The organism is Pseudomonas sp. NPDC087814 (assembly GCF_044742865.1).
GTDB lineage: Bacteria > Pseudomonadota > Gammaproteobacteria > Pseudomonadales > Pseudomonadaceae > Aquipseudomonas.
In genome coordinates this window covers 13,391-37,660 of record NZ_JBIUVK010000039.1, presented here as the reverse complement: position 1 = coordinate 37,660, position 24,270 = coordinate 13,391, and the positions used below count along the sequence as shown (strand labels likewise).

At 60.0% G+C, this 24,270-nt stretch carries 24 protein-coding genes and 1 pseudogene; 19 read left to right on the top strand and 6 right to left on the bottom strand.

All coding sequences use genetic code 11. From position 1 onward, the window contains the following. The first annotated feature begins 378 nt into the window (after positions 1-378). Positions 379-1,011, top strand: coding sequence for a response regulator transcription factor (locus ACIOMR_RS23165; RefSeq protein WP_003208698.1), 633 nt, complete (start codon positions 379-381; stop codon positions 1,009-1,011). Between the two features lie 71 nt (positions 1,012-1,082). On the opposite strand, the gene ACIOMR_RS23160 is transcribed toward ACIOMR_RS23165, so the two are convergent. The 4 genes and pseudogenes from ACIOMR_RS23160 to metG form a co-directional block, all read right to left on the bottom strand. Continuing rightward, complete coding sequence (locus ACIOMR_RS23160; protein ID WP_003208696.1) at positions 1,083-1,268, bottom strand: PA3496 family putative envelope integrity protein; 186 nt, start codon at positions 1,266-1,268, stop codon at positions 1,083-1,085. A gap of 107 nt (positions 1,269-1,375) precedes the next feature. After that, positions 1,376-2,014: an endonuclease III gene (nth, locus tag ACIOMR_RS23155; protein WP_010170146.1), complete on the bottom strand. Its 639-nt coding sequence runs from the start codon at positions 2,012-2,014 to the stop codon at positions 1,376-1,378. A 558-nt stretch (positions 2,015-2,572) separates the two neighbouring features. Then, a pseudogene (rsxB, locus tag ACIOMR_RS23150) lies at positions 2,573-2,986 on the bottom strand (electron transport complex subunit RsxB); the annotation flags it as partial. A gap of 121 nt (positions 2,987-3,107) precedes the next feature. Continuing rightward, the gene (metG, locus tag ACIOMR_RS23145; protein WP_003208690.1) at positions 3,108-5,159 is read right to left on the bottom strand and encodes a methionine--tRNA ligase; all 2,052 of its coding nucleotides are present in this window, start codon (positions 5,157-5,159) and stop codon (positions 3,108-3,110) included. Positions 5,160-5,331: 172 nt separating this feature from the next. Here metG and apbC point away from each other — a divergent pair, with 172 nt between their 5' ends. Further along, complete coding sequence (gene apbC / locus ACIOMR_RS23140; RefSeq protein WP_177055192.1) at positions 5,332-6,426, top strand: iron-sulfur cluster carrier protein ApbC; 1,095 nt, start codon at positions 5,332-5,334, stop codon at positions 6,424-6,426. A 496-nt stretch (positions 6,427-6,922) separates the two neighbouring features. Here the strand turns inward: apbC and fdxA are convergent, their stop codons facing one another. Both fdxA and mutS read right to left on the bottom strand, forming a co-directional pair. Continuing rightward, the gene (gene fdxA, locus ACIOMR_RS23135) at positions 6,923-7,246 is read right to left on the bottom strand and encodes a ferredoxin FdxA (protein ID WP_003208688.1); all 324 of its coding nucleotides are present in this window, start codon (positions 7,244-7,246) and stop codon (positions 6,923-6,925) included. Between the two features lie 142 nt (positions 7,247-7,388). Next, a complete protein-coding gene (gene mutS, locus ACIOMR_RS23130) occupies positions 7,389-9,980 on the bottom strand; it encodes a DNA mismatch repair protein MutS (RefSeq protein ID WP_008433521.1) in 2,592 nt (863 codons plus the stop codon). Positions 9,981-10,178: 198 nt separating this feature from the next. Between mutS and ACIOMR_RS23125 the strand changes: the two genes are divergently transcribed. The 17 genes from ACIOMR_RS23125 (at position 10,179) to ACIOMR_RS23045 (ending at position 24,248) form a co-directional block, all read left to right on the top strand. Continuing rightward, on the top strand, positions 10,179-10,913 hold the full coding sequence (locus tag ACIOMR_RS23125) for an XRE family transcriptional regulator (RefSeq protein ID WP_032899152.1): 735 nt from the start codon (positions 10,179-10,181) through the stop codon (positions 10,911-10,913). Between the two features lie 610 nt (positions 10,914-11,523). Then, the gene (locus tag ACIOMR_RS23120; protein WP_003208680.1) at positions 11,524-11,862 is read left to right on the top strand and encodes a phage holin family protein; all 339 of its coding nucleotides are present in this window, start codon (positions 11,524-11,526) and stop codon (positions 11,860-11,862) included. A 22-nt stretch (positions 11,863-11,884) separates the two neighbouring features. Beyond that, the gene (locus ACIOMR_RS23115; protein ID WP_177009853.1) at positions 11,885-12,400 is read left to right on the top strand and encodes a hypothetical protein; all 516 of its coding nucleotides are present in this window, start codon (positions 11,885-11,887) and stop codon (positions 12,398-12,400) included. A gap of 3 nt (positions 12,401-12,403) precedes the next feature. Further along, positions 12,404-13,012: a phage baseplate assembly protein V gene (locus ACIOMR_RS23110; protein WP_401196572.1), complete on the top strand. Its 609-nt coding sequence runs from the start codon at positions 12,404-12,406 to the stop codon at positions 13,010-13,012. A gap of 12 nt (positions 13,013-13,024) precedes the next feature. Beyond that, on the top strand, positions 13,025-13,357 hold the full coding sequence (locus ACIOMR_RS23105; RefSeq protein ID WP_003208675.1) for a phage baseplate protein: 333 nt from the start codon (positions 13,025-13,027) through the stop codon (positions 13,355-13,357). Continuing rightward, complete coding sequence (locus ACIOMR_RS23100; protein ID WP_177067274.1) at positions 13,354-14,349, top strand: baseplate J/gp47 family protein; 996 nt, start codon at positions 13,354-13,356, stop codon at positions 14,347-14,349. Before ACIOMR_RS23105 ends, ACIOMR_RS23100 begins: the two co-directional genes overlap by 4 nt. Further along, positions 14,346-14,975 (top strand): phage tail protein I, encoded by a 630-nt coding sequence (locus tag ACIOMR_RS23095; protein WP_008433535.1) that lies wholly within the window; start codon positions 14,346-14,348, stop codon positions 14,973-14,975. The genes ACIOMR_RS23100 and ACIOMR_RS23095 overlap by 4 nt, the downstream gene beginning before the upstream one ends. Next, positions 14,976-17,099 (top strand): phage tail protein, encoded by a 2,124-nt coding sequence (locus ACIOMR_RS23090; RefSeq protein WP_401196567.1) that lies wholly within the window; start codon positions 14,976-14,978, stop codon positions 17,097-17,099. A gap of 2 nt (positions 17,100-17,101) precedes the next feature. After that, positions 17,102-17,737: a hypothetical protein gene (locus tag ACIOMR_RS23085; protein WP_401196565.1), complete on the top strand. Its 636-nt coding sequence runs from the start codon at positions 17,102-17,104 to the stop codon at positions 17,735-17,737. A gap of 98 nt (positions 17,738-17,835) precedes the next feature. Then, positions 17,836-18,009 (top strand): hypothetical protein, encoded by a 174-nt coding sequence (locus tag ACIOMR_RS23080; RefSeq protein WP_008433539.1) that lies wholly within the window; start codon positions 17,836-17,838, stop codon positions 18,007-18,009. Positions 18,010-18,011: 2 nt separating this feature from the next. After that, positions 18,012-19,178, top strand: a complete 1,167-nt coding sequence (locus ACIOMR_RS23075; RefSeq protein WP_003208663.1) for a tail protein — start codon at positions 18,012-18,014, stop codon at positions 19,176-19,178. After that, the gene (locus tag ACIOMR_RS23070; RefSeq protein ID WP_003208662.1) at positions 19,178-19,684 is read left to right on the top strand and encodes a phage major tail tube protein; all 507 of its coding nucleotides are present in this window, start codon (positions 19,178-19,180) and stop codon (positions 19,682-19,684) included. The genes ACIOMR_RS23075 and ACIOMR_RS23070 overlap by 1 nt, the downstream gene beginning before the upstream one ends. Before the next feature lie 51 nt (positions 19,685-19,735). Beyond that, positions 19,736-20,317 (top strand): phage tail assembly protein, encoded by a 582-nt coding sequence (locus ACIOMR_RS23065; RefSeq protein ID WP_003208660.1) that lies wholly within the window; start codon positions 19,736-19,738, stop codon positions 20,315-20,317. 127 nt (positions 20,318-20,444) lie between these two features. Beyond that, positions 20,445-22,643: a phage tail tape measure protein gene (locus ACIOMR_RS23060; protein WP_401196560.1), complete on the top strand. Its 2,199-nt coding sequence runs from the start codon at positions 20,445-20,447 to the stop codon at positions 22,641-22,643. Further along, complete coding sequence (locus tag ACIOMR_RS23055) at positions 22,643-23,026, top strand: phage tail protein (RefSeq protein WP_003208656.1); 384 nt, start codon at positions 22,643-22,645, stop codon at positions 23,024-23,026. The genes ACIOMR_RS23060 and ACIOMR_RS23055 overlap by 1 nt, the downstream gene beginning before the upstream one ends. Then, the gene (locus ACIOMR_RS23050; RefSeq protein ID WP_003208655.1) at positions 23,019-23,231 is read left to right on the top strand and encodes a tail protein X; all 213 of its coding nucleotides are present in this window, start codon (positions 23,019-23,021) and stop codon (positions 23,229-23,231) included. Before ACIOMR_RS23055 ends, ACIOMR_RS23050 begins: the two co-directional genes overlap by 8 nt. A 9-nt stretch (positions 23,232-23,240) precedes the next feature. Beyond that, complete coding sequence (locus ACIOMR_RS23045; protein WP_177009847.1) at positions 23,241-24,248, top strand: phage late control D family protein; 1,008 nt, start codon at positions 23,241-23,243, stop codon at positions 24,246-24,248. Positions 24,249-24,270: the final 22 nt, after the last annotated feature.

Sequence of the window (24,270 nt, the reverse complement as noted above, 5' to 3'; positions counted from 1 at the left end):
GCTGACATGCCTGTAGGATTTATGGAGCGTTAGTAATTATGTCGAATGGAACTTTTAAAAACCCGATTTCCCTCCGGGTTCACAGGTCTTCTGACAGCGCACAAGGGGCATTTCCTGAAACTTGTGTACGGCGCGTTTACCCGGGCCCGCGTAATCCTGGGAATTTTCACTCAAAATATGTTTGTGCTCGGAAAGTTCTGAAAGCCCCAACAAAACTGGATAGCTCCGATCTGGCGTTTTTTTGTAGGTTAAATCCTATGTCTTTGTGGGTTAGGTCTCTGCTTGCTGTTGCTTGGGGGGGAGCGCTATGCCAAGCGAGAAACGACTAGGCTATTGTGCTTACTCTTAATAATTCGAACAGCGAAATTGGACTTGCCCATGAATAAAGTGCTGATCGTGGATGATCATCCCGTCATTCGTCTTGCTGTGCGTATGCTAATGGAGCGTCATAGTTATGAGGTCGTTGCCGAGACCGATAACGGTGTCGATGCCTTGCAACTTGCGCGCGAGCATATGCCGGACATTGTCATACTGGACATTGGAATTCCCAAACTCGATGGCCTGGAAGTTATATGCCGGCTGTCATCAACCAAACAGGCACATCCCTTCAAGGTGCTGGTGCTGACGTCCCAGGCGCCCGGGCATTTCTCGATGCGGTGCATGCAGGCGGGTGCTGCCGGCTACGTGTGCAAGCAACAGGATCTCACCGAGCTGTTGAGCGCGGTCAAGGCGGTGCTGTGCGGGTACAGCTACTTCCCCAACCAGGCGTTGAACTCGGTGCGCTCCACGATGGGCAACGCCAGCGAAGCGGACATGGTCGAGCGCCTGTCCGGCCGGGAGATGATGGTGTTGCAGCAGTTGGCCCGCGGCAAGACCAACAAGGAGATCGCCGATGGCATGTTCCTGAGCAACAAGACTGTAAGCACCTACAAGACCCGCTTGCTGCTCAAGCTCAACGCCCGCTCGCTGGTGGACTTGATCGAGCTGGCCCAGCGAAACGGCCTGGTGTAGGCCGGCCTCACATTTACATCCAGTCAGAAAAAAGCCTCCGCAAGGGAGGCTTCTGTTTATCGTTGGATCGATTAGAGATCGAAGTCGTAATCGGCCAACTGTTTTTGCAAGCGCCGCTCTTCCAGCAGGTTGTCGATGGTGCGGCGTTTGCTCAAATTGGTCTTGGCCACCTCTACCGGTGCTTCTGCTGCATCATCGTCGGATTCAGCGCCAACAACGTCGTCTTCTACATCCAGTTGTTCTTTGCCAGTGCTCATAAGGTTAACTCCAGGCTAAGACTGCCGTTGGCGCTCCTTATAACGATAATCTCGGGCCTGGTAAAAAAGATTTTTTCAATCGACTCATCGATAAAAGCAATGATGGCTCAATCGTCGGAAGTCTTTTCCTTGTATTCGCACAGGTCTTCGATGCGGCAGCTGCCACAGCGCGGCTTGCGGGCCTGGCAGACATAGCGTCCGTGAAGGATCAACCAGTGATGCGAGTCCAGCAGATACGGCTTGGGCACGAACTTCATCAGCTGTTTTTCCACCTCCACCACATTTTTTCCGCGGGCAATACCGGTTCGGTTGCTGACCCGAAAGATGTGCGTGTCCACCGCCATGGTCAACTGGCGAAATGCTGTATTGAGCACCACATTGGCGGTTTTTCGGCCAACACCCGGAAGGGCTTCCAGGGCTTCGCGCGTTTGCGGCACTTCGCTGCCGTGCAGTTCCACCAGCAGCCGGCATGTCTCGATGACATTCTTCGCCTTGCTGTTGTACAGGCCGATGGTCTTGATGTATTCGGACAACCCCTCAACCCCCAGCGCGTAGATCGCCTCCGGGGTGTTCGCCACCGGATACAACTTGGCGGTGGCCTTGTTGACGCCGACGTCTGTGGACTGGGCCGAGAGAATCACGGCGATCAGCAACTCGAACGGCGAGGAGTAGGCCAGTTCGGTTTTCGGTTCCGGGTTGTCTTCGTGAAGCCGGCGGAAAATTTCCAGGCGTTTTGCGGCGTTCATGGGGCGAGCGGTTCCTTGCAAACAGTCAGTGTGGTTACGAAAAACGGGCCCAATAACCCGAGCAGGATAAACGCGGCGTGCACCGGCAGTACACGCTTTATCACGTGGGGCCGGTGCTCAAGGGGTTCAGGTGCGGGCATCAGCCACCACCAGTGCCGCAAGCGCCTGCTCTGCCGTTTCGAAGTGCTGTTGCAGAATGATCAACTGCGACTGCTGTTCAAAGGTCGGCGGGTGGCCGAAAGCTTTCAGGGATTTGTGCAATTGGGCGCGGCTCATGGCCAGGTTGATCTTGGCCTTCTTCAAGGCGGCGTCCATGGCCGCGGCTTTTTGTGCACGAACCCGCTCAATGGCCGCCTGGACCGGGTTGACCGTGGCCGCAGCTACCGGGGCGGCGCGCTTGGAGCGTGCCTGGCGTTCGGCAAGTTTCTGTTCCTCTTCGCGTTGCAGCCGCGCGTTGCGCTGTTCAAACCGTCGCCGGGCCCGGTCGCGCTTGAGGCTGCGTGCCTCGCGTTCATGATCATTGGAGGCCAGCCCGCCGACAATCGGTACCACGGTGCTCACCGGACGCATTTCGATGCAATCAACCGGGCAGGGTGCTACACACAGGTCGCAACCCGTGCACTCGTCGACAATCACCGTGTGCATCAATTTGGCAGCACCGACGATAGCGTCCACCGGGCAGGCCTGGATGCATTTGGTACAGCCGATGCACTCCGCTTCACGGATAAACGCGATCTGTGCGGGCGCTTCCCCTCGAGATGTGTCCAACTCCAGCACCGGGAGCTTCAACAGCTGCGCCAGGGCTGCAATGGTTTCCTGGCCGCCCGGAGGGCACTTGTTGATCGCCTCGCCTTGGGCAATGCCTTCTGCGTAGGGCTTGCAGCCAGGATGCCCACATTTGCCACACTGGGTTTGCGGCAGCAGGGCGTCGATACGTTGAATCAGGCTCATGGTTTGATCATTGCGTTGGAACCCGGAAAAGCCACAGCCAACAACGGGCCGACAGCAAACAGAATCCGATTATCCGGCAAGCGAGGAGGGGGTACTAGCTGAAACCGCCCCATGGCCGAGACCATGAGGCAGTTAGCCATTGTTACTTGATGCGCTGACCCGGCTTGGCGCCGCTGTCCGGGCTCAACAGGTAGATCTCTTCACCGCCAGGGCCGGCCGCCATCACCATGCCTTCGGAGATACCGAACTTCATTTTCCGCGGCTTGAGGTTGGCGATCATCATGGTCAGGCGACCATCGAGCTTGGATGGGTCCGGATAGGCGCTCTTGATCCCCGAGAACACGTTGCGTTGTTCATCACCGATGTCCAGGGTCAGGCGCAGCAGCTTGTCGGCGCCTTCCACGGCTTCGGCCTTGAGGATCAGGGCCACCCGCAAGTCCACCGCAGCGAAGGCGTCGAAGTCGATTTCCGGCGACAACGGATCTTTCGCCAGTTCGCCATTGCCCGCAGGTGCAGCGTCGCCGGTATCGGTCTTGCTGGCCTCGAGGTCTTCTTTCGATGCGTCGGTCATGGCCTGCACTTTTACCGGGTCGATACGGGTCATCAGCGGCTTGAATTCATTCAACTGATGGTTGCCGAGCAGTGTCGCGTGGTCATTCCAGGTCAGCGGCGGCACATTGAGGAACGCCTCGGCGTCGGCTGCCAGCAATGGCAACACCGGCTTGAGGAAGATCACCAACTGACGGAACAGGTTGACGCCCGTGGCGCAGATCGCCTGGACTTCAGCCTGCTTGCCTTCCTGCTTGTTCAGCGACCACGGCGCCTTGTCGGCGATCCAGGCGTTGGCGCGGTCGGCCAGGCCCATGATTTCGCGCATGGCCCGGGCAAAGTCGCGAGCTTCATAGGCATCGGCGATGCTCGGCGCGGCGGCCAGGAATGCATCGGTCAACTCAGGTGCGGCATTTTCAGCCACCAGCACCCCGGCGTTGCCCTTGTGGATAAACCCGGCGCAACGGCTGGCGATGTTGACAACCTTACCCACCAGGTCCGAGTTGACCTTCTGTACGAAGTCTTCCAGGTTCAGGTCCAGGTCGTCGACACCACGGCCCAGCTTGGAGGCGTAGTAGTAGCGCAGGTATTCCGGCGACAGGTGGTCCAGGTAGGTGCGCGCCTTGATAAAGGTGCCACGGGACTTGGACATCTTCTGGCCGTTGACCGTCAGGTAACCGTGCACGGCAATGCCGGTTGGCTTGCGATAGCCCGAACCTTCAAGCATTGCAGGCCAGAACAGCGCGTGGAAGTTGACGATGTCCTTGCCGATGAAGTGGTACAGCTCGGCCGTGGAGTCCTTGTTCCAGAACGCGTCGAAGTCCAGCTCCGGCGTGCGGTCGCACAGGTTCTTGAAGCTGGCCATGTAGCCGATCGGCGCGTCCAGCCACACGTAGAAGTACTTGCCTGGCTCGCCCGGTATCTCAAAGCCGAAGTACGGCGCATCGCGGGAGATGTCCCACTGTTGCAGGCCGGCGTCCAGCCATTCGGCTATCTTGTTCGCCACGGCGTCCTGCAGGGTGCCGCTGCGGGTCCAGGTTTGCAGCATCTGCTGGAAATCCGGGAGCTTGAAGAAGAAGTGCTGGGAATCCTTGAGTACCGGGGTGGCGCCGGAGATGGCCGACTTCGGATCCTTCAGGTCGGTGGGCGCGTAAGTGGCGCCGCATTTCTCGCAGTTGTCGCCGTACTGGTCCTCAGTGCCGCATTTCGGGCAGGTGCCCTTGATGAAGCGGTCGGCCAGGAACATTTTCTTTTCCGGGTCGAAATACTGGGTGATCGAACGCGTGGCAATGTGCCCGGCGTCCTTGAGGCGCAGGTAGATCTGGCTCGACAGCTCGCGGTTTTCGTCGGAGTGGGTCGAGTGGAAGTTATCGAAATCCACCAGGAACTCGGCAAAGTCGGCGCTGTGTTCAGCCTGGACATTGGCGATCAGTTGTTCCGGGGTGATCCCTTCCTTCTCGGCGCGCAACATGATGGCCGAACCGTGGGCGTCGTCCGCGCAGACATAAATGCATTGATTGCCGCGATGCTTCTGGAAGCGCACCCACATATCGGTCTGGATGTACTCAAGCATATGGCCAAGGTGGATAGAACCATTGGCATAGGGCAGGGCGCTGGTGACGAGGATCTTGCGTGGCTCGGACATGGGGCTCGGCTACTTGATGAAACGGAGGTCGGCCACTATAAAGCGCCGGGAAATTTATTTCACCCCGTGCGGCTGTTTCCGGATTTTCCCGCAGGCCGAAAGCGTGCCGCTGGGGCGCTGGAACGGTTAGGATAGCCGCCTGTTTTAGTCAGTCTTTTTTCGGGAGTAGCCCATGAGCGCCGTCAATCGCGCAGCGGTGGAAGCCGTTCTTCGCCAGTACACCGACCCCTACCTGAACCAGGACCCGGTCAGCGCCGGGTGCGTACGCGCCATCGACGTGCAGGGTGACAAGGTTTCGGTCCAGCTTGAGCTGGGCTACGCTGCAGGCCTGTTCAAGAGCGGCTGGGCGCAGATGCTGCAAATGGCCATCGAAGGCCTGGACGGCGTCAGCTCGGCCAGGGTCGACATCCAGTGCGTGATCGCCCCGCACAAGGCCCAGGCGCAGGTTCCGGGCCTGGCCAACGTCAAGAACGTGGTGGCCGTGGCTTCCGGCAAGGGCGGCGTGGGCAAATCCACCACCGCCGCCAACCTGGCCCTGGCCCTGGCCCGGGAAGGCGCGCGGGTCGGGATTCTCGACGCCGACATCTATGGCCCGAGCCAGGGCGTGATGTTTGGCATCCCGGAAGGCACCCGGCCGAAGATCAAGGACCAGAAATGGTTCGTGCCGATCGAGTCCCATGGCGTGGAAGTCATGTCCATGGCGTTCCTGACCGACGACAACACACCGATGGTCTGGCGCGGCCCGATGGTATCCGGTGCGTTGCTGCAACTGGTCACCCAGACCGACTGGGGCAACCTGGACTACCTGGTGATCGATATGCCGCCCGGCACCGGCGATATCCAGCTGACCCTGGCGCAGAAAGTGCCGGTGGCCGGCGCGGTGATCGTCACCACACCGCAGGACCTCGCGCTGCTGGATGCCCGCAAGGGTGTGGAGATGTTCCGCAAGGTCAACATCCCGGTGCTGGGCGTCGTGGAAAACATGGCGGTGCACATCTGCTCCAACTGCGGCCACGCCGAGCATCTGTTCGGTGAAGGCGGCGGCGAGAAGCTCGCGACCCAGTACGGCGTTGAACTGCTGGCGTCGTTGCCGCTGTCCATGGGGATTCGAGAGCAGGCTGATGGCGGCAAGCCGACGGTGGTTGCCGAGCCCGATGGCCAGATTGCCATGGTCTACCAGGAGCTGGCGCGCCACGTAGGCGCGCGAATCGTCCTGCAGGAAGCCGAGGCCCAGGCAATGCCGACGATTACTGTCAGCGACGACTGATCCACCGGATGGGAAAAAAGCCTCGACCTTGTCGGGGCTTTTTCTTGCCTGATGAACACCAACGAGGCGTTTTTTACTCTTTTACGTAATTGCTGGTGTAAGCATTCACTTACTTTTTCGTAAGCGTTTGGGTTTTTTCATCGGCGGGGGCGTCTTGAATTGATTGCCTATATTTCTATCTTATTGAAATATAACGATTATTTATTCGCGTTTGAGCGCGTGAATCGAAAACCCGGCGGGTTGGATCCCGTTGAACTTCCCCGTGAACTCTCTAAGATCAGCCCTGTGTCCACGGATTGACACAGTCATCAAGGAACGATGATTCAGGGAACCTCGCAGGATGCGATTCATCAGGACGATGAAAAGGAACACAGGGACTAGGGAAAAAATGTGGGCGGGTCATACCGCCCCTTTTTTTTGCCTGTAGAAAAGTGAAACCCGCCCCGCAGAAATGCAAAAAGGCCCGCAAGGGGCCTTTTGGAGGGCATCGACGCTATCAGCGTTCGAGGTCGGCAATCTTGCCTTTTTTGCCATCCCACTCTGCCGCATCCGGCATCGGGTCTTTGCGCTCAGTGATATTCGGCCAGATTTCCGCCAGCTCAACGTTCAACTGAATAAATTCCTGCATCTCTGCCGGGACTTCGTCCTCGGAGAAAATAGCGACGGCCGGGCATTCTGGTTCACACAGGGCGCAGTCAATGCACTCGTCCGGGTGGATGACCAGGAAATTCGGGCCTTCGTAGAAGCAGTCCACCGGACACACTTCTACGCAGTCGGTGTACTTGCACTTGATGCAGTTGTCGGTGACGACGAAGGTCATTTCTAATTTTCTCCTCAGGCGGCGGCAGCGAAACCCTTTGTGGCAGGGCTCGCGAGGTTCGGGAGCGATAGTCTGCAGGCCAGGCTAAAAGCCCGCAGCATCCCAAACCGCGCGAGAGTCTACCAGCTTGCAAGCGTCTGCGTTATATCCGAGTCTTCAGTGCATATAACATTTCGAGCGCTTTTCGCGGCGTCACGTCATCCAGGTCAAGCTTAGCCAACTCATCCAGTACCGGATGAGGCAGGCTGGCGAACATGTCGCTCTGGTGCGGCGCGCTGGGTTTGTTGCTGGCCTTGGCCGGGCTGGCCACGGGAATCTCATGGGGCAGCGCTGTTTCTTCCAGGCGGCTCAGGTGCTCGCGAGCACGGGTAATCACCTCGGCCGGCACCCCCGCCAGTTGCGCCACGGCCAGGCCGTAACTCTGGCTTGCCGGGCCGGGCAGCACGTGGTGCAGGAACACGATGCGCTCGTTGTGCTCGGTGGCATTGAGGTGCACGTTGGCTACCAACGGCTCGTTTTCCGGCAGCACGGTCAGTTCGAAGTAGTGCGTCGCGAACAGCGTATATGCCCGCAGGTGCGCCAAACGCTCGGCCGCCGCCCACGCCAGGGACAGCCCGTCGAAGGTGCTGGTGCCGCGGCCCACTTCGTCCATCAGCACCAGGCTGCGTTCGGTGGCGTTGTGCAGGATGTTGGCGGTTTCGCTCATTTCCACCATAAAGGTCGAACGGCCGCCGGCCAGGTCATCGCTGGAACCGATCCGGGTGAAGATGCGGTCCACCAGTGACAATTCGCAGCTTGCCGCCGGCACGAAGCTGCCGATATGCGCCAGCAGCACGATCAACGCGGTCTGACGCATGTAGGTGGATTTACCGCCCATGTTCGGACCGGTGATCACCAGCATGCGGGTGTCGTCGTCCAGCGACAGGTCGTTGGCGACGAACGGCGTGGTCAACACCTGCTCAACCACCGGGTGGCGACCTTGCACGATGCGCATGCACGGCTCGCTGACAAAGCGCGGGCAGTTCAGGTCAAGGTTCAGGGCACGCTCGGCCAGGTTGCTCAGTACATCCAGCTCGGCCAGGGCGGCGGCGGTGTCCTGCAACGGCGCAAGCTTGTCGATCAGGCTTTCGAGCAAGGCTTCGTAGAGCATTTTCTCCCGGGCCAGGGCGCGGCTTTTGGCCGACAGCGCCTTGTCTTCGAATTCTTTAAGCTCCGGAGTGATAAAGCGCTCGGCACCCTTGAGGGTCTGGCGGCGCTGGTAATCGATCGGCGCCTGCTCGGCCTGCTTGCTTGGCAACTCGATAAAGTAGCCGTGCACGCGGTTGTAGCCGACTTTCAGGTTGGCCAGGCCGGTGCGGGCTTTTTCACGGGCTTCCAGGTCAATCAGGAACTGCCCGGCGTTCTCGCTCAGGGATTGCAGCTCATCCAGCTCGGTGTCGTAACCGGTCTTCAACACGCCACCGTCACGGATGATCGCGGGCGGGTTGTCGATGATGGCTTTTTCCAGCAGCGCCGCCAGCTCCGGGTAGGTGCCGGTGGTGACTGCCAGCTGCTGCAGGTGCGGTGCTTCCAGTTCGGTCATCGCCGCTTGCAGTTGCGGCAGGGCGCCGAGGGCATCGCGCAGGCGTGCCAGGTCGCGGGGCCGCGCATTACGCAGGCCGATCCGCGCCAGAATCCGCTCGATATCGCCGATTTCCTTGAGCTGCGGTTGCAGCTTTTCAAAGCGGTAGCGGTCGAGCAGGCAGGTAATAGAGGTCTGGCGGGCTTGCAGCACGGTCAAATCCCGCAGCGGGCGGTTCAACCAGCGGGTGAGCAAGCGGCTGCCCATGGCGGTCTGGCAACGGTCGACCACCGATTGCAGGGTGTTGTCGCGCCCGCCGGCCAGGTTGGTGTCCAGTTCCAGGTTGCGACGGCTGGCGCCATCCAGCACCACGGTGTCGTCCAGGCGTTCATGACGCAGGCTGCGCAAATGCGGCAGGGCAGTGCGCTGGGTTTCCTTGGCATAGCTGAGCAGGCAACCGGCGGCGCCGATGGCCAGGGTCAGGGTTTCGCAACCGAAGCCCTTGAGGTCTTGCACGGAGAATTGCTGGCACAGGCTTTTCAGCGCCGAATCACGCTCGAAATCCCACGGCGCACGACGCTTGGTCCCACGGCGACGTTCCGCCGGCAGGTCCTTTGGCCAGTCGTCCGGGATCATCAACTCCACCGGATTGACGCGCTCAAGCTCCGCCAGCAGATTCTCCCAGCCCTTGATCTCCAGCACCGTGAAGTTGCCACTGGTGATATCCAGGACTGCCAGGCCGAACAGGCGTTCGTCCCCCAGTACTGCCGCGATCAGGTTGTCGCGACGCTCATCCAGCAGCGCCTCATCACTCACCGTACCCGGCGTGATGATGCGCACCACCTGGCGTTCCACCGGGCCCTTGCTGGTGGCCGGGTCGCCGATCTGCTCACAGATCACCACCGACTCGCCCAGCTTCACCAGCTTGACCAGGTAACCTTCCAACGAATGATATGGAATCCCGCACATCGGAATTGACTGCCCGGCCGACTGCCCGCGCGCGGTCAGGGTGATGTCCAGCAACTTGGCCGCCTTCTTCGCGTCTTCATAGAAGATCTCGTAGAAATCGCCCATGCGGTAGAACATCAACTGATCAGGGTGCTGGTTTTTCAGGCGCCAGTACTGCTGCATCATCGGGGTGTGGGAGGACAGATCGGAAGTGTTTTTACTCATTGGATAGTTGGCAAATTCGTTGAAAGTGATGGGGCAAAGGGGGCGCTTGGCCCAGCATTTTTTGCAATGGGCGCAAGGTTAACACGCGCGGTCGGGGCTTCGCAGTGCACAAGCGGTCAGGTCAAATTCGTTGCTCCATGCATTAAATATGCAAATAAGCATTTGCCAAGCATCAAAACTGCCTGCACTATCCGCGTTATGCAAAAACGCAACGTTTCTATCGTCTTAAGAGAGCTGCTGGACCGCGACCGGATCTCCCCCACGGAGCTTCACCGGCGTACCGGCGTGCCTCAATCCACACTGTCCCGGATCCTCAGCGGCAAGATCGTGGATCCGTCGGACAAGCACATCTCGCGCATCGCCGATTACTTTCAGGTCAGCACCGATCAGCTGCGCGGGCGCGCAGGGCTGGTGCCGGTGCGGTCGGACGAGCGTGACCCGATGCATTCGGAACTCAAGGACATAAGCCTGTGGGACGACGAAACACCCGTTAATGATGACGAGGTGTCGATCCCCTTTCTGCGCGAGGTTGAATTGGCTGCTGGATCAGGAAGATTCGTCATCGAGGAAAGCGAGAAGGCCAGCCTGCGATTCGGCAAGCGCAGCCTGCGGCATAACGGTGTGCAGTTCGACCAGGCCAAGTGCGTGACGGTGCGCGGCAACAGTATGTTGCCGGTGCTGCGCGACGGCGCCACCGTAGGTGTCAATGCGGGCAAATGCGGGATTGGTGACATCGTCGATGGCGATCTTTACGCCATCAATCACAACGGCCAGCTACGGGTGAAACAGCTCTATCGCCTGCCTTCCGGGATTCGCCTGCGTAGCTTCAACCGCGATGAACATCCGGACGAGGACTACAGCTTCCAGGAAATCCAGGATGAACAGATCAGCATCCTTGGTCACGTTTTCTGGTGGGGCATGTACGCCCGCTAACCCTTCTGTGTAAGACAAAGCCCGCCAGTGAGCGGGTTTTTTTTCGTCTGCGTAAAACCACCAAACCCTTTGCCTGCGGGGCTACAAATGCATCTGTGCATTTTTTGCGCAAAAATAAATGCATTTGTGCATTGACTGTATATGCATACATGCATATTCTTCATCTCAAGCCAGCCAAGAAGGCCTGGTGGAGGCGGCAAGGATGCTGCCAAGGAAGACAAGGACGTTACGCAACACCGGCAAGGACGCCATCGAAGCGATGGCAAGGATGCCAGGCAATACCGGCAAGGATGCCGACGCTCTTTAGTTTCAAACCGCTTCAAGAACAGGCAGCGATGAACCGGCCTTAACGGTTCAGAGGGTTGGCAACTGGCCCGGGTGTGCAGCGTAAAGCACCAGAAGCAGTTATCCGGCAGACAGGGATCGTGGTCGGAAAAACATTGAGGAAAGAACCGTACCGCGCCAGTAGCGCCGAAAGTTCGAGGACATCATTACTGAAAAGCCCGGGCAACCGGGCTTTTTGGAATGCCTACCTAGAGAACCCATTCAAATTGAAACAAACACCTACAACCGGCGACCTGCCGGTATCACTCATTCCAGGAGGCGTGACATGACAAACGAGCAGCAAGCGTTGGCGGAAATGCCTATCTGGCTGGTCATCGTATTGGCGGTGATTGGCGGGGTTTCCGGAGAAATGTGGCGCGCCGACAAGGAAGGCGCCCGTGGTTGGTCGCTTATGCGGCGCCTGGCCCTGCGTTCGGGGGCCTGCATGGTGTGCGGGGTATCAGCCCTGATGCTGTGCTACGCCGCCGGCATGTCGATCTGGACGGCCGGCGCCATTGGGTGCCTGACCGCCATGGCCGGCGCCGACGTGGCCATCGGCCTTTATGAACGCTGGGCGGCCAAGCGCATCGGCGTCAACGAAGGCCCTGGCCGGGACCCGCAGTAACCGTTGCAAGGACGCTACTTAAATGACACTTATCGAAAAACCCTCCCAATTGCCCCAGGCCATCAGCGAGGCACTGCGCAGGGCGTTTCCGGAACTTAAGGTCGGCACTCATCAGGACTTTCAGGGCGGCGCGAACAACACCGGCGTGTTGATCACGGTCGAAGGCAATGGGCCGGGCCTTCGCTCCCGCGAGGGGCGCAAGGCCCATGCTCTGGGGATTTCACTCAAGGCCATGGTGGCCCCGGGTGCCTTGCCCTTTGATGCCTGCGACCTGGCCAGCCAACTGATGGACCTGGTGCTGGATAACCGCTGGAACCTGCCGCAGGCGCAGTGCGACCTGCCGACCAGCATTGTCGCTGCGCCTTCAATACGCACCAGCGCGGAGACGGACTACGACACCTGGACCGTCACCTTCACCCAAACCCTCTATATCGGGCCGCCGTTGCTCAACGATCCCACAGGCAAGCCGCTTTTTGCCTGCACCTGGGAAGTTTCGAACATCGACGACCCCGACCAATACAAGCCGCTGGCGGAGTAGCCCATGTTCGACGCGCTGTTACGCATGCAACTGGGGCCGATCGTGGAGCGCCTGGCGGAAATGGAAAGCCAGCTCGAAGACCTGTATCGACGCGCCGAAAGTTTCTGCCGAATCGGCGTGTGCCAGGAGGTCGACGCCGCCAGCAATACCTGCAAGGTCAGCCACGGCGAACTGCTCACCCCGGCGATCCGCTTTTTCAACCCCAGCGCCGGGGCACAGACGGAAACCCGCATCCCGTCAGTAGGCGAGCAATGTTTGCTGCTCAACTACGGCGCCGGGGAGGGCGGGGCGCAATCGGTGGCCTTGTTCGGCTTGAACAGCGACCGCTTTCCACCGGTCTCCAGCGCTTCGACACTGACCCGGCGCCGCCATCAGGACGGTACCCAGAGCGACTACGACGACGCCAGCCATACCTTCAACTGGGTTAATGGCCCCACCACGTTCAAAGGTTCCCGCGAACAGGTCGACATCAAGGTCGGCGCCGCCAGCCTCACGATGAGCGCCCAGGGCATCACGCTGCAAGTCGGCGGCACCAGCCTGTTGCTGGATGCAGGCGGCGCGCACTTCAGCGGCCCGGTGGTGGACCACCAGGGTCGAGTCATCAGCCCCTGACAAGGACATCCCATGATCGGAATCGATAGAAACACCGGGGCGGCGGTCGATGACTGGCTGCAATTTGTGCAGCGCGCTACCCGAGCGCTGACCACGCCCTTGGGCACTCGCCAGAAGCGCCCGCTGTACGGCTCGATGATCCCGCAGCTGCTCGGGCAAAACCTCGGCGATGACCTGCTGATTCTCGCCCAGAGCCATGCCGCCCAGGCGTTCTACAACCCGCAGAACGGCATCGCCGACTTCGAGCCGCAAGTCATCGTCGCCAACCGCCAGGGCGCCGGCCTGTTGCTGCGCTTCGCCGGCACCTGGAAAAACCGCAAGCAATCCTTCGAGGTGGTGACATGAGCATGCTGATACCCGGCCAGAACCAGCTGGCTGAGCCAGCGATCATTGCCGTCGATGAGTTCGAACCGTTGCTGGCGGAGTTCAAGGCGTTTGTCGTCGATTACGTCGCCACTCGTGCACCAGAAAATGCCGCCAAGCTGAAGGTCAGCCTGGAGAACGAGAGCGAGTTGCTGACGTTGGCGCTGGAAGCTTTTTGCGTTCGCCTGCAAACCCACGAGCGCAAATACAACGCCCGCATCAAGCAGATGCTGGCGTGGTGGGCCACCGGCAGCAACCTCGATGCGCGCCTGGCGGACATGGGCCTGGAGCGCCAGGTGCTCGACCCTGGTGACCCGGCGGCTTTCCCGCCGGTACCGCCAACATTGGAGAGCGACGATGACGCCCGGTTGCGTTATTACCTCGCGCCTCACGCTCCGGCGGCGGGCTCGCGGATGCAGTATCGCCGGGAGGTTTTCACCCTCGGTGAGCGTCCATCGGTGAAAGTGCAAAGTGCTACGCCGGGTGTGGTGACGGTCACTTATACCTTCGACCCGGACGGCTACGCGGCACGGGTCAAGGATGGTAATGGCCGTCGAACCGCGCCCGGCGAAGTGATGGTCACGGTCCTGTCCCGAGACGGGGATGGCACACCTTCTGCTGATCTGCTTGACGGTGTACGTCGGCATTTCGCCCGGCCTGACGTGCGACCGGAAACGGATCTCGTCACGGTGCAGGCGGCTCAGATCCTGCGCTACAAAATCCGCGTGGTGGCCAAGATCAACGCGGGCCCGGATTCCGGGCTCACTCAAGTCGCCGCGCGGAAACTGCTGCAAGACTACGCAGAGTCCTGTCATCGCCTGGAAGGGCGGGTGGACCCGAGCTGGATCGACTACGCCATCCACTCGGCGGGAGCTGCACAACTGCAAATCCTTGAACCGCTGGAGCCGATCGTCACCACCGCGTTCCAGGCTCCGTATTGCACGGGTGTCGAGGTGGAGGTGCGCACGCTATGAGTGAGCCCAAAGGCAGTTTGCTGCCCGCCAACAGTTCGCCGTTGGAGAAGGCGCTGGACCTGGGTTTCGGGCAATTGCTCGATCGGGTGACGCCACCCTTTCCCGCCTTGATGAATCCGCTGCAGACGCCAGTGGAATTCTTACCGTACTTGGCTGCAGATCGTGGTGTTACTGAATGGAGTTCCAGTGCTCCTGAGGCTGAAAAGAGGGGCACGGTGAAGCTCGCTTGGCCGACCGCTCGCCAGTCCGGTACACGTAAAGCGCTGGAAAACGCCGCTACAGGGCTGCAGTTGGTCCCGCAGGTTCGCTCGTGGTACGAGCAAACGCCAATCGGTGCGCCTTACAGTTTTTCGGTGAGAGCGTTCACAAGCCTGGCCTACAGCGAAGAAATGGACGCTCGACTGGACCAGCGATTAGTCGCTGCAAAAAGCGAACGCGACATCCTGTCGGTCTCTGTGGGATTGAGCGCATCTGGTACCCATTCCATCGCTGCCGCGACGGTATGCGGCGAACTTACCATTATCCATCCGATTGTTATCGACGGTCTGAAAGCCGCCGGCAATGCATTCTCTGCCGCGGGGCTTTATAGCGTCGAGACGCTCACTATTTATCCACAGAGGTCCTAAATGGCCGACTTTTATACTCTTCTTACCAATGATGGAATTGCCTACGAAACTGCCTGCAAGGCTGCTGGGCTTCCGATCAAGCTTGCACAAATTTCGGTTGGTGATGGCAACGGCGCTGTCTATAACCCGGATGCGACCGCCAAAGCATTGAAGCGTGAGGTATGGCGGGGGCCATTGAATGCCCTTTTCCAAGACGAGAAAAATCCCAGCTGGCTCCTGGCAGAGGTGACGATTCCGTCAGATGTCGGTGGGTGGTATGTGCGCGAGGCGGGTATCTGGACCGATAGCGGCGTGTTGTACGCCATCGTCAAGTATCCGGAGTCGTTCAAACCCGTACTGGCGACATCTGGGTCGGGCAAAGAGTTTTACATCCGCTCGATTTTCGAAACGAGTAATGCGTCTCTGGTGACATTGCTGATTGATGACACTGTCGTCAAGGCAACTCGGGCATGGGTTGTTGATTATCTCGGCGACGAGCTGGCCAAGCTTGATAGCAAGCAGTCGGTTCGTGTGGCGGCTACGGCAAATATCGTCCTGAGTGGCGCGCAGCAAATCGATGGGGTTGCAGTGATTGCTGGCCAACGCGTACTGGTCGCAGGTCAGACGTTGGCGAAGGACAACGGTATTTATATTGCTGCCAATAGTGCCTGGTCGCGCTCGATGGATGCCAGCTCCAGTCAAAGAGTCACTCCTGGACTTAGCGTAATTGTCGAAGAGGGCACTGCCTATGGAGGCTCTTTGTGGCAGTTGGTCAGCAAAGGGGTTATCGCGTTGGGCTCCACCCCGCTGGTATTCGAGATGCTGGCGGGAAGAAGTGGTGTTCAGGCGGGCACCTACAAAGTTCTGACTGTCGACAAATATGGTCGAACCATAGGCGGCACGAACCCTGGAACGTTGGCTGAGATGGGCATCAGGGATGCCTATACGAAAGATGAAGTTGCGTCGATGTTCGGGAAACTGACGGATGAGTCGAAGTTGCCCGTAAAAGGCGGAACTATGACTGGCGCAATCAGCGCAGAGTTTTCTGGCATGGGAGGGGCCTTTGTCGATTGGCAAAAGCGTATCCCCGCCATCCAGATCAATTGTCCGATCAACTCGTATGGTTACTCTATTTGGAAGGGGACGATGTGGGGGGAACGTCATCTGGCGTCCATGGATGTCTACTCTGGTGGAACGTCGACCTCGCTCCCGGTAGTAGCACTTCATATGGGAGCTGTGCCGAGCGCTTTCCTATTTGAAGGCCAAGGTAACTTGACCATCAAGGGCGCCTACATCGGCGAGGGTGGCCAACTCATTAACCTTAACGCGAGCGCCCTGACGAAGGGGGCGGTACCCGCTGCACGACTGCAAGGTTCCTACAATATTGATGTGTCCGGAAACTCCGGAACAACCTCCCGGCTGGCAACACCACGCCAAATCAATGGTGTGCCATTCGATGGCACGGCCAACATCGCGATTTCCGACAACTCCAAGTTACCCACCACGGGTGGCTTGATGTCAGGCACCGCCAGCTTTGAACTACCTGACATGGGCGGCGGATTTGTAGCATGGCGAGGCCGCTCGCCAGCTGTGCAGATCAATGCGCCGGCAAACTACTTGGCATACATGGTGTGGCGGGCAACGTGCTGGAATGAGCGACACCTCGCGGCAATGGAGGCCTATTCCGGCGGAACCAGCACCTCGCCGGCACAGGTCGTCACTCATGTGGGCGGAACGAATAACGCCATGACCCTTACCGAAGGGGGGCATTTGTCGATCTCAGGCATCTACAGCGGCAACGCCGCCGGCCTGACAAACCTGCCGCCGGCAACAGCCGACGTGCCGGGAGCCGTGCTTAAAAATACGGCCTCACTTGGGCCCAATGGTTGGTGGAAGTGTGCCCAGACGGGAATGATCAAGCAGTGGGGTATTACCTTGGGCGCTTCGGATACCGTCACCCATCGCAGTTTTCCTATCGCGTTCCCCAATCGGTGTGCATCGCTTGTTGCAAGCCGGACGAGTCTCTTTTACTCCGATGCCGCAACGGGCACTAATACCTTGATCGTCAGCAATACGCAGTTTTCGGTTATTTCCGGCCCGTTCAACTCACCTGATGATATTTACTGGGAGGCCACAGGCTACTGACTATGACGATTTTCTTTCATGCCCAAACATTAGGTTTTTACGATACCCGAGCCCATGGCGAGCGGACACTTCGGATCCCCGATCCGACGTGGGAAAGGCCTATGGTCAACATTCCGGATCCCGCTTGGGAAGTTGATCCCAGCGCCCCTGAAGCGCAACGGCCTACCGTTGGCATTGCAGATGTCACGGCAGAACCACCCTTGATTGAAGTGGCAAATCCGGACTGCTGCCTGCCGCTCGCAGGAGAGCTGCGGGAAGTCAGTCTTGAAGAGTACCAAGCACTTTTCGCAGCTCAAGCCTCTGGCAAAGTGATCGGGGCCGATGGTAATCGCCCCATTATTTTGGAACCGCCCGAATTGACGTGGGAACAGCGCAAGCTTGAGTGTGTTGCGGTAGTTCAGGCGTTTCTGGATCAGACGGCCAGGTCCGCAGGATATGACGATATCAAGAATGCGATTAGCTATGCCGATGAGCCGGCAGTACCGCGCTTTCAGGCTCAGGGCCAGGCCTTCCGTTCCTGGCGGTCGCTGTGCTGGGCTTACTGCTATGAGCAGTTTGATGCCGTCGAGCAGGAGACGCGCGAGGTGTTCAGTCCGCAAGATCTCGTTTCTGAATTACCACAACTAGCACTTCCTTAAAAAGAGCGTTAGCAGATCGCCTAACGGTCCCATGTTCCATTCTCGTGACAGTCACACAAAACCGCCTTCGCGGTTTTTTTTCGCCCGGAGATCCACCTATGGCCAATCGCCAAACCTACACCGTCCTCATTCCATTCCCCACCGGCAACGGCCACTGGTCTACCGCCGGCGAGGAACTGGAACTGCTGGACGTCGAAGCATCCGCCCTGCGCACCGCTGGCCGCCTGGAACTCACCAGCGTCCTCAACTCCACCCCGAAGAAGGCTGACTGATCATGGCTGAGGTTTTGAACTTCGAACATAACGGCATCACCGTGAATGCCACTGAATCCCCCGAGGCCATGGGTGGCCTGGGCGATAACGTCATCGGCCTGGTGGGCACCGCCCCCAACGCCCATGCGTCGATTCCGAAAAACGCCCCGTTCCGCATCAACAGCTTCACCACCCAGGCGCTGCTGGACCCCACCGGCGCTGAAACCGGCACGCTGTTCCACGCCGTGTACCAGATCCTCAAAGTGGTCAAGGTGCCGGTCTACGTAGTGATCGTCGACGAGGGCACCACCCCGGCCGACACCATCAATAACGTAATCGGCGGTGAAGAGCCGGTCACCGGCCGCAAACTGGGCCTCGCCGCCCTGGCCAGCGTCCCCGAAGACCTGACCATCATCGGCGCCCCGGGCTTCACCGGCACCAAGGCCGTGGCCGGCGAATTCGCCTCCTTCGGCAAGCGCATCAAGGCCCGTGTGGTGCTGGACGGCAAGGACGCAACCGTCGCCGACCAGGTGACCTACAGCGGCGAACTGGGCGGTGCCGATCTCGGTTTCGACCGTTGCCTGCTGGTGCACAACATGCCGTCGGTGTACTCCAAGGCCGCGAAGAAAAACGTGTTCCTGGCGCCGTCGTCCCTGGCCATCGCCGCGCTGGCCAAGGTCAAGCAGTGGGAAAGCCCGGGCAACCAGGTGACTTTCGCCGAAGACGTGTCCCGCGTGGTTGAGTACAACATCCTCGACACCTCCACCGAAGGCGACCTGCTCAACCGCTACGGCGTGAGCTACTACGCCCGCACCATCCTCGGCGGTTTCTCGCTGCTGGGTAACCGCTCCATCACCGGCAAGTTCATCAGCTACGTAGGCCTGGAAGATGCGATCAGCCGCAAGCTGGTCAAGGCCGGGCAGAAAGCCATGGCCAAGAACCTCACCAAGTCGTTCATGGACCAGGAGGTCAAGCGCATCAACGACTGGCTGCAAACCCTGGTGGCCGACGAGACCATTCCCGGCGGCAGCGTGTACCTGCACCCGGAATTGAACAGTGTCGAGAAGTACAAGAACGGCACCTGGTTCATCGTCATCGACTACGGCCGCTACGCGCCGAACGAACACATGATTTATCAACTCAACGCCCGCGATGAAATCATCGAGCAGTTCCTGGAGGACGTTCTCTAATGTTTACCAACCGAATCAGACAGGCCATGGCGGCCACCCTTCAAGGCCTGCCGTTGTCGGCGACGGTCACCTCGTTCGCACCGCCGAAGATCGACTTCGACATGGAACAGATGACCGGCGGACGTTTCATCGCCGAAGAAATGGCCAAGAGCGCCAAAGTGCTCAACGCCACATTGGAGCTGCAAGGCGCGGGTCCGGAAATCATGCTTGCCCTGGGGGTGCGCCTGGGCGATGACATTTTGCTGAACGTGCGTGAAGCCGGCCAGGACCAGGACGGCAAGACTTACTTCACCTACCACACCATCGGCGGCAAGCTGAAAACCCTGACCGAGACAACCCTGAAGATGGGCGATAAACCCGCCATCACCCTGGAGTTCTCCTGCCGCACCTACAACCGCCTGGAAAACGGCATCCCGGTGATCGACATCGACGTGCGTACCCAGAAATTCGTGCTTAACGGCGTCGACATCCTCGGCGATGCCCGCCGCGCGGTACTGATGCCTTAAGCCCCCGGGAGCGGGTTTTCCCGCTCCCATACTTCACCAAGGAATTGATTCATGGCCTGGATGCCTCCGCTGCACATCCTGCTGTCGCCGATCACCGCTGATACCGGCGCGCTGATCGAGCAGATTCAACTCAAGCCGTTGTTCTACGCCGCGCAAAAAGACGCGCTGGCCCGGGCCGGTGATGACGAGGACGATCAGTTCTTCGAACTGGCCAAACTCGCCACCGGCCTGTCGGAAAAAGAACTCGACCAACTCAAGCGTCCGGACTATGTGAGCATCGCCCAGTACGTGCACGACATGTCGACCCGGCCTGCCTCGTACTTCCTCGACGCCGACGAGCAGCCCCGCGAATCAGCGACCAGTGAGCACGTCTCGCTGCTGTTGCCGCTTGACACCGGCGGCCGCCGTCTCACCAGCCTGATCCTGGAAATGCCCGCCCTGCGTGCCACCAAGGCGATGAAAAAACTCGCCACCAACAAAGAGCGCGCCGAGTTCATCACTGCCCACTGCACCGGCCTGATGATCCCGGATCTCGCCGACCTCAGCGTGCCCGACTGGACCGAACTGCAGGGGCGCATCGACGATTTTTTAAACAAACCGGCGGACTTCTTTCGGAGCGCGACATCGAAGTAATTCTCGACATCGTGCCGCTCATTTACTCGGTAAATGAAGCGGAAATCCTGGACTGGGACGCCGGAAAAGCATTGCGCCGCTACGACATCGCGATCACTCGCCTTGGCGTCAAACAGGAGTAGAGCGGATGGCAGACAGTAAATTTGGATTGAGGTCGCTCATCGCCAGGGACGGCGAGGCGATTTACGGCTCGCTTGAAACGGCCGGGGCAGGCGCCAGCATCCAGCCGATTGCGCCGATGCTTGCCGGCCCGTCCTTGCTTGATACCGTACCCAAGGCCGTGCCGGGCCAGGAACTGGCGAATGTCGGTGCGCAACTGACGCAACTGGTCACGGGGCAGACCCGGCTCATCGACACGCTGGAGAGGTTCAACGGCTCATTGCTCGATGTGATGGGTGCTCTGAAAACCGGCAAGGGTAATAGCACGGGCGGTGCCTCATCCGATACCGTCAAACCCTCGCAGGCGCTGGAAACGGCGATGACCGACCTGCATGAAGTGGTGGGGTTTGCCGGGCATGAGCGCACACAACTGCGCGAAGCCAACCTGGCCATGGCGTCCGACCCGATGGTTGCCGCAAGTGGCGCAGATGCTGTCGACCTGGCAAGGGTGGAGCAGGTGGGGGCCCGGTCCGGCGTAGGCAAGGACCTTGAAACTCGCCAGGCTGATTTGCTGCAGTTCGCCCGCGATAGCGCGCTCATCGCCGCGGCCTTTCAGACCGATATCAAGACGGCCGGCGAGATGATGGGCGGCTGGCGTGGGTCGATGAAGCTGGATCGCCCGCAGGCGCTGGATCTGGCTGACGCCACCAACGTGCTGGGTTCCCACGCTTCGCTCAAGGCCGATGCGGTGGATATTGGTTCGATTGTGCGCCAGAGCACTGCGGCGAGAACGTCGGGCATGAGCCCCGAGCAGGTAGCGGCGTTTTCGGCGGCGTTGCTGACGGTTGGTAACAACCGGGCGTCTGCCGGGCTTGCGGTGGAAAAAGTCGGCGCCGCGCTGGCCAAGGGTGACGGTGCGTCCGAGGGGCAGCGTGCTGCCTGGGCAGAGCTCAAGCTTGACCCGAAGGTGCTTGCGGCAGGCATGAAGCAGGACGCACCGCAAACAGTGCTGACGGTCCTCGAGGCGCTCAAGGCGCAGCCCCAGGAAAGGCAGGCGGCACTGGCCACGCAGTTGTTCGACGGTAACCGCTCGATTCTGAGCCTGGTGCCGGTGATCGACACGCTGAAGCAGGCCTTTACGGCGGTGGCCGACAAGTCGACTTACGCGACTTCGGTCCTGGGAGACCAGGGCTCGGTCATGCGTTCGGCGACCGGGCGGGCAGACTCCACGCAAGCTCATGAACAAGCCTTCCAGGCCAGTACGACCCGCCTGGAGACAGCTTCCGATACGGCGATTGCACCCCTGAAAATCGGCGCACTGACTGTGCTGACCTCAGTGGTCAATGGCTTGGGCTGGCTGGCTGAATCGCTGCCCAAAGCCACGGCCGCCCTCACATTGGCCGCGGTGGTGATGGTGCCGCTGGCGAAGAAGCTCGGCGGCACTGTCGTGGACAAAGTCTTCGACAAGGTCGCCGGGAAAGTCCTGGGCGAGGGTGACGCGCCCCGCGATGCCGGTGGCAACAAGTCCGACCCGTCCGGCAGCAAAGGGAAGTCACAAGGTAGCGACACACGCCAGGGCGAGCGCACGCCAGGCAAAAACTCAGGCCCTGATGCGCCCACGAAAACCAACAGAGCCAGCCGAATCGCGAAGCGCGGTTCGTTGGCGTTGGTGGTGGCAGACGCGGGTATCAATCTCATCAAGGGCGCGAGCAATGGCACCCTGAAAGAGTCCGTTGGCGCCAGTGTGGGGTCGATAGGCGGTGGCGTCGCGGGTGGTGTGGCCGGCGAGGTTGCAGGGCTGGCCATTGGGCGAGCCGTTGGCACGCTCGCCGGGGCGGCGCTGGGTTCGATTATTCCGGGCGCCGGCACAGTGTTGGGCGGTGTGATCGGCGGCTTTGCCGGCGGTGCAATCGGTAAGGTGGTGGGCGGCGTCGTCGGCACGTTCGTCGGCAGCGACGTCGGGGCGAGCCTGGGCGAGAAAGTCATGAGCAGCGACGACCGTCTCCCGCCACCCGAACAGGTCAGCCAAAGCCTTCCCAACGCTCAAACAGACAACCGGCAAATCAACTTCGCCCCGCAGATCAACATTACCGCACCCGAGCAGACCAGTTACCAGGCGCTGGCGGCGCTCGTCGTGCAACAGATCGAGGCGCAGTTCACGCCGCTGTCGATGGACAACCTGCTGGCGACGCGACGCGACGCGGCACTCACCGATGGAGCGGTTTAATGCGACAACAAATGGTGTTGGGCAGCTTTATTTTCGGGCTGTCGCGCGGGTTTGCCTACGCGACCCTCGACCGTAACAGTAGCGGTGGCTGGGTCGCGCTGGACATCATTGCCGGCAAACCCAAGTCCAGCCAGACCGGCCAGGCCCTCGAAACATTGACCTTTGCCGGCAAGGCGGCGCGTGGCATTGGCATGGCCAGGCTCGACGAACTGCGCGACTTGCAGGCCTTGCGTACACCGCTGCCGTTGGTGGACGGGATTGGCCGTAACTGGGGGCTGTGGACGATCAAATCGGTGGACGAGAAACAAGCCAACGTGATCGACGACGGCACCGCCATGCTGATCAATTGGACGTTGATACTGGAGGAATTCGTCAATGCGTAGAGTCCGAAGTATTGCCGGTGACTCCGTCAACCTGCTGCTCTACCGCGAACTGGGTCGCAGCGACGACGCTGCCGAGGAAGCACTGTGGCATCTCAACCCGGACCTCGCGGAACACGGGGCGGTATTGCCGGCCGGCATCGGTGTAATCGTACCGGAGCTGGACGCGCGGCCCGCCGCAAAAAAACCGGTTTCGGTTTGGGATTAAGGAGGAACCATGGCACTTGGATTCACACCGGCGGTGGAAATTTACGGGACCAATGCCGCGCTGCTCAACGAGCGATTACTGGAGTGGGAACACACCGATGCCGCAGGCTTCGTCTCCGACCAGCTCAAGCTGACCCTCGACATCGAAGGGCTTGAGGGATTGCCCAGCCTGGGTGGGAGGATCGGCCTGCGGGTCGGTTACCTGGAGACCGGCCTGGAGGACAAGGGGCTCTTCAAGATTACCCAGCGCACCCCGTACCTGTTCCCCCTGCGCCTGGTGCTGGTGGCCACGGCGGCGCCGTTCGACCAGGACGAATTCAAACAGCGCCGCACAGCCAGCCATGGGCCGACCACCCTGGGCGCACTGTTCCGCCAACTGACCATACGTTATGGATTCTCACCCAGGGTCGCGCCGGATCTGGACGCTGAAAAGATCGCTCACATCGACCAGACCAACGAAAGCGACATGAGCTTCCTGACCCGGCTTGCCAAGCGTTTTGATGCGGTGGCCAAGCCTGTCGACGAGCTGTATGTGCTGGGCCGTAAAGGCCAGATCACCTCGCTGTCGGGCAAGCCGCTGCAAGAAGTGCGGCTGTCGGTCACCCGTGATAACCGTCCGGGCGACCGCGCGTTTATCAGCGCCAGTTTTACCGAGACCAGCCGGGCCAAGTTCGAAGGGGCCAAGGCGTCCTGGTGGGATGTCGCTACCTGCAAGAAACGTGAGGTGGAGGTGGGCGGTGCGCCGTTCAAAGTCCTTGCCCAGCGCTACCAGAGCGAAGACGAAGCCAGGACGGCGGCCGAAGGCGAGATGCGCCGGGTTAGCCGTGAAGGCCTGCAGATCAATGTGATATGCCCCGGCAACCCGGCGTTCCAGGCCGAAGGGCTGCTGGTGCTGGATGAAACCTGGCCCGGCTTCATGCAGGGGCGCTGGTCCATCGACACGCTGACGGCCGTCGGCAAACGCAAGGAAAGCTACCGATGCACGATCAAGGCGAACGGATTGTCGTCACCGCAATGACGTGCTCGATCGGTTCCTTCTA

Coding starts and splice junctions, on each gene's coding strand:
- ACIOMR_RS23165 (WP_003208698.1), top strand. CDS start 379: ATGAATAAAGTGCTGATCGTGGATGATCATCCCGTCATTCGTCTTGCT.
- ACIOMR_RS23160 (WP_003208696.1), bottom strand. CDS start 1,268: ATGAGCACTGGCAAAGAACAACTGGATGTAGAAGACGACGTTGTTGGC.
- nth (WP_010170146.1), bottom strand. CDS start 2,014: ATGAACGCCGCAAAACGCCTGGAAATTTTCCGCCGGCTTCACGAAGAC.
- metG (WP_003208690.1), bottom strand. CDS start 5,159: ATGTCCGAGCCACGCAAGATCCTCGTCACCAGCGCCCTGCCCTATGCC.
- apbC (WP_177055192.1), top strand. CDS start 5,332: ATGAGCGCCGTCAATCGCGCAGCGGTGGAAGCCGTTCTTCGCCAGTAC.
- fdxA (WP_003208688.1), bottom strand. CDS start 7,246: ATGACCTTCGTCGTCACCGACAACTGCATCAAGTGCAAGTACACCGAC.
- mutS (WP_008433521.1), bottom strand. CDS start 9,980: ATGAGTAAAAACACTTCCGATCTGTCCTCCCACACCCCGATGATGCAG.
- ACIOMR_RS23125 (WP_032899152.1), top strand. CDS start 10,179: ATGCAAAAACGCAACGTTTCTATCGTCTTAAGAGAGCTGCTGGACCGC.
- ACIOMR_RS23120 (WP_003208680.1), top strand. CDS start 11,524: ATGACAAACGAGCAGCAAGCGTTGGCGGAAATGCCTATCTGGCTGGTC.
- ACIOMR_RS23115 (WP_177009853.1), top strand. CDS start 11,885: ATGACACTTATCGAAAAACCCTCCCAATTGCCCCAGGCCATCAGCGAG.
- ACIOMR_RS23110 (WP_401196572.1), top strand. CDS start 12,404: ATGTTCGACGCGCTGTTACGCATGCAACTGGGGCCGATCGTGGAGCGC.
- ACIOMR_RS23105 (WP_003208675.1), top strand. CDS start 13,025: ATGATCGGAATCGATAGAAACACCGGGGCGGCGGTCGATGACTGGCTG.
- ACIOMR_RS23100 (WP_177067274.1), top strand. CDS start 13,354: ATGAGCATGCTGATACCCGGCCAGAACCAGCTGGCTGAGCCAGCGATC.
- ACIOMR_RS23095 (WP_008433535.1), top strand. CDS start 14,346: ATGAGTGAGCCCAAAGGCAGTTTGCTGCCCGCCAACAGTTCGCCGTTG.
- ACIOMR_RS23090 (WP_401196567.1), top strand. CDS start 14,976: ATGGCCGACTTTTATACTCTTCTTACCAATGATGGAATTGCCTACGAA.
- ACIOMR_RS23085 (WP_401196565.1), top strand. CDS start 17,102: ATGACGATTTTCTTTCATGCCCAAACATTAGGTTTTTACGATACCCGA.
- ACIOMR_RS23080 (WP_008433539.1), top strand. CDS start 17,836: ATGGCCAATCGCCAAACCTACACCGTCCTCATTCCATTCCCCACCGGC.
- ACIOMR_RS23075 (WP_003208663.1), top strand. CDS start 18,012: ATGGCTGAGGTTTTGAACTTCGAACATAACGGCATCACCGTGAATGCC.
- ACIOMR_RS23070 (WP_003208662.1), top strand. CDS start 19,178: ATGTTTACCAACCGAATCAGACAGGCCATGGCGGCCACCCTTCAAGGC.
- ACIOMR_RS23065 (WP_003208660.1), top strand. CDS start 19,736: ATGGCCTGGATGCCTCCGCTGCACATCCTGCTGTCGCCGATCACCGCT.
- ACIOMR_RS23060 (WP_401196560.1), top strand. CDS start 20,445: ATGGCAGACAGTAAATTTGGATTGAGGTCGCTCATCGCCAGGGACGGC.
- ACIOMR_RS23055 (WP_003208656.1), top strand. CDS start 22,643: ATGCGACAACAAATGGTGTTGGGCAGCTTTATTTTCGGGCTGTCGCGC.
- ACIOMR_RS23050 (WP_003208655.1), top strand. CDS start 23,019: ATGCGTAGAGTCCGAAGTATTGCCGGTGACTCCGTCAACCTGCTGCTC.
- ACIOMR_RS23045 (WP_177009847.1), top strand. CDS start 23,241: ATGGCACTTGGATTCACACCGGCGGTGGAAATTTACGGGACCAATGCC.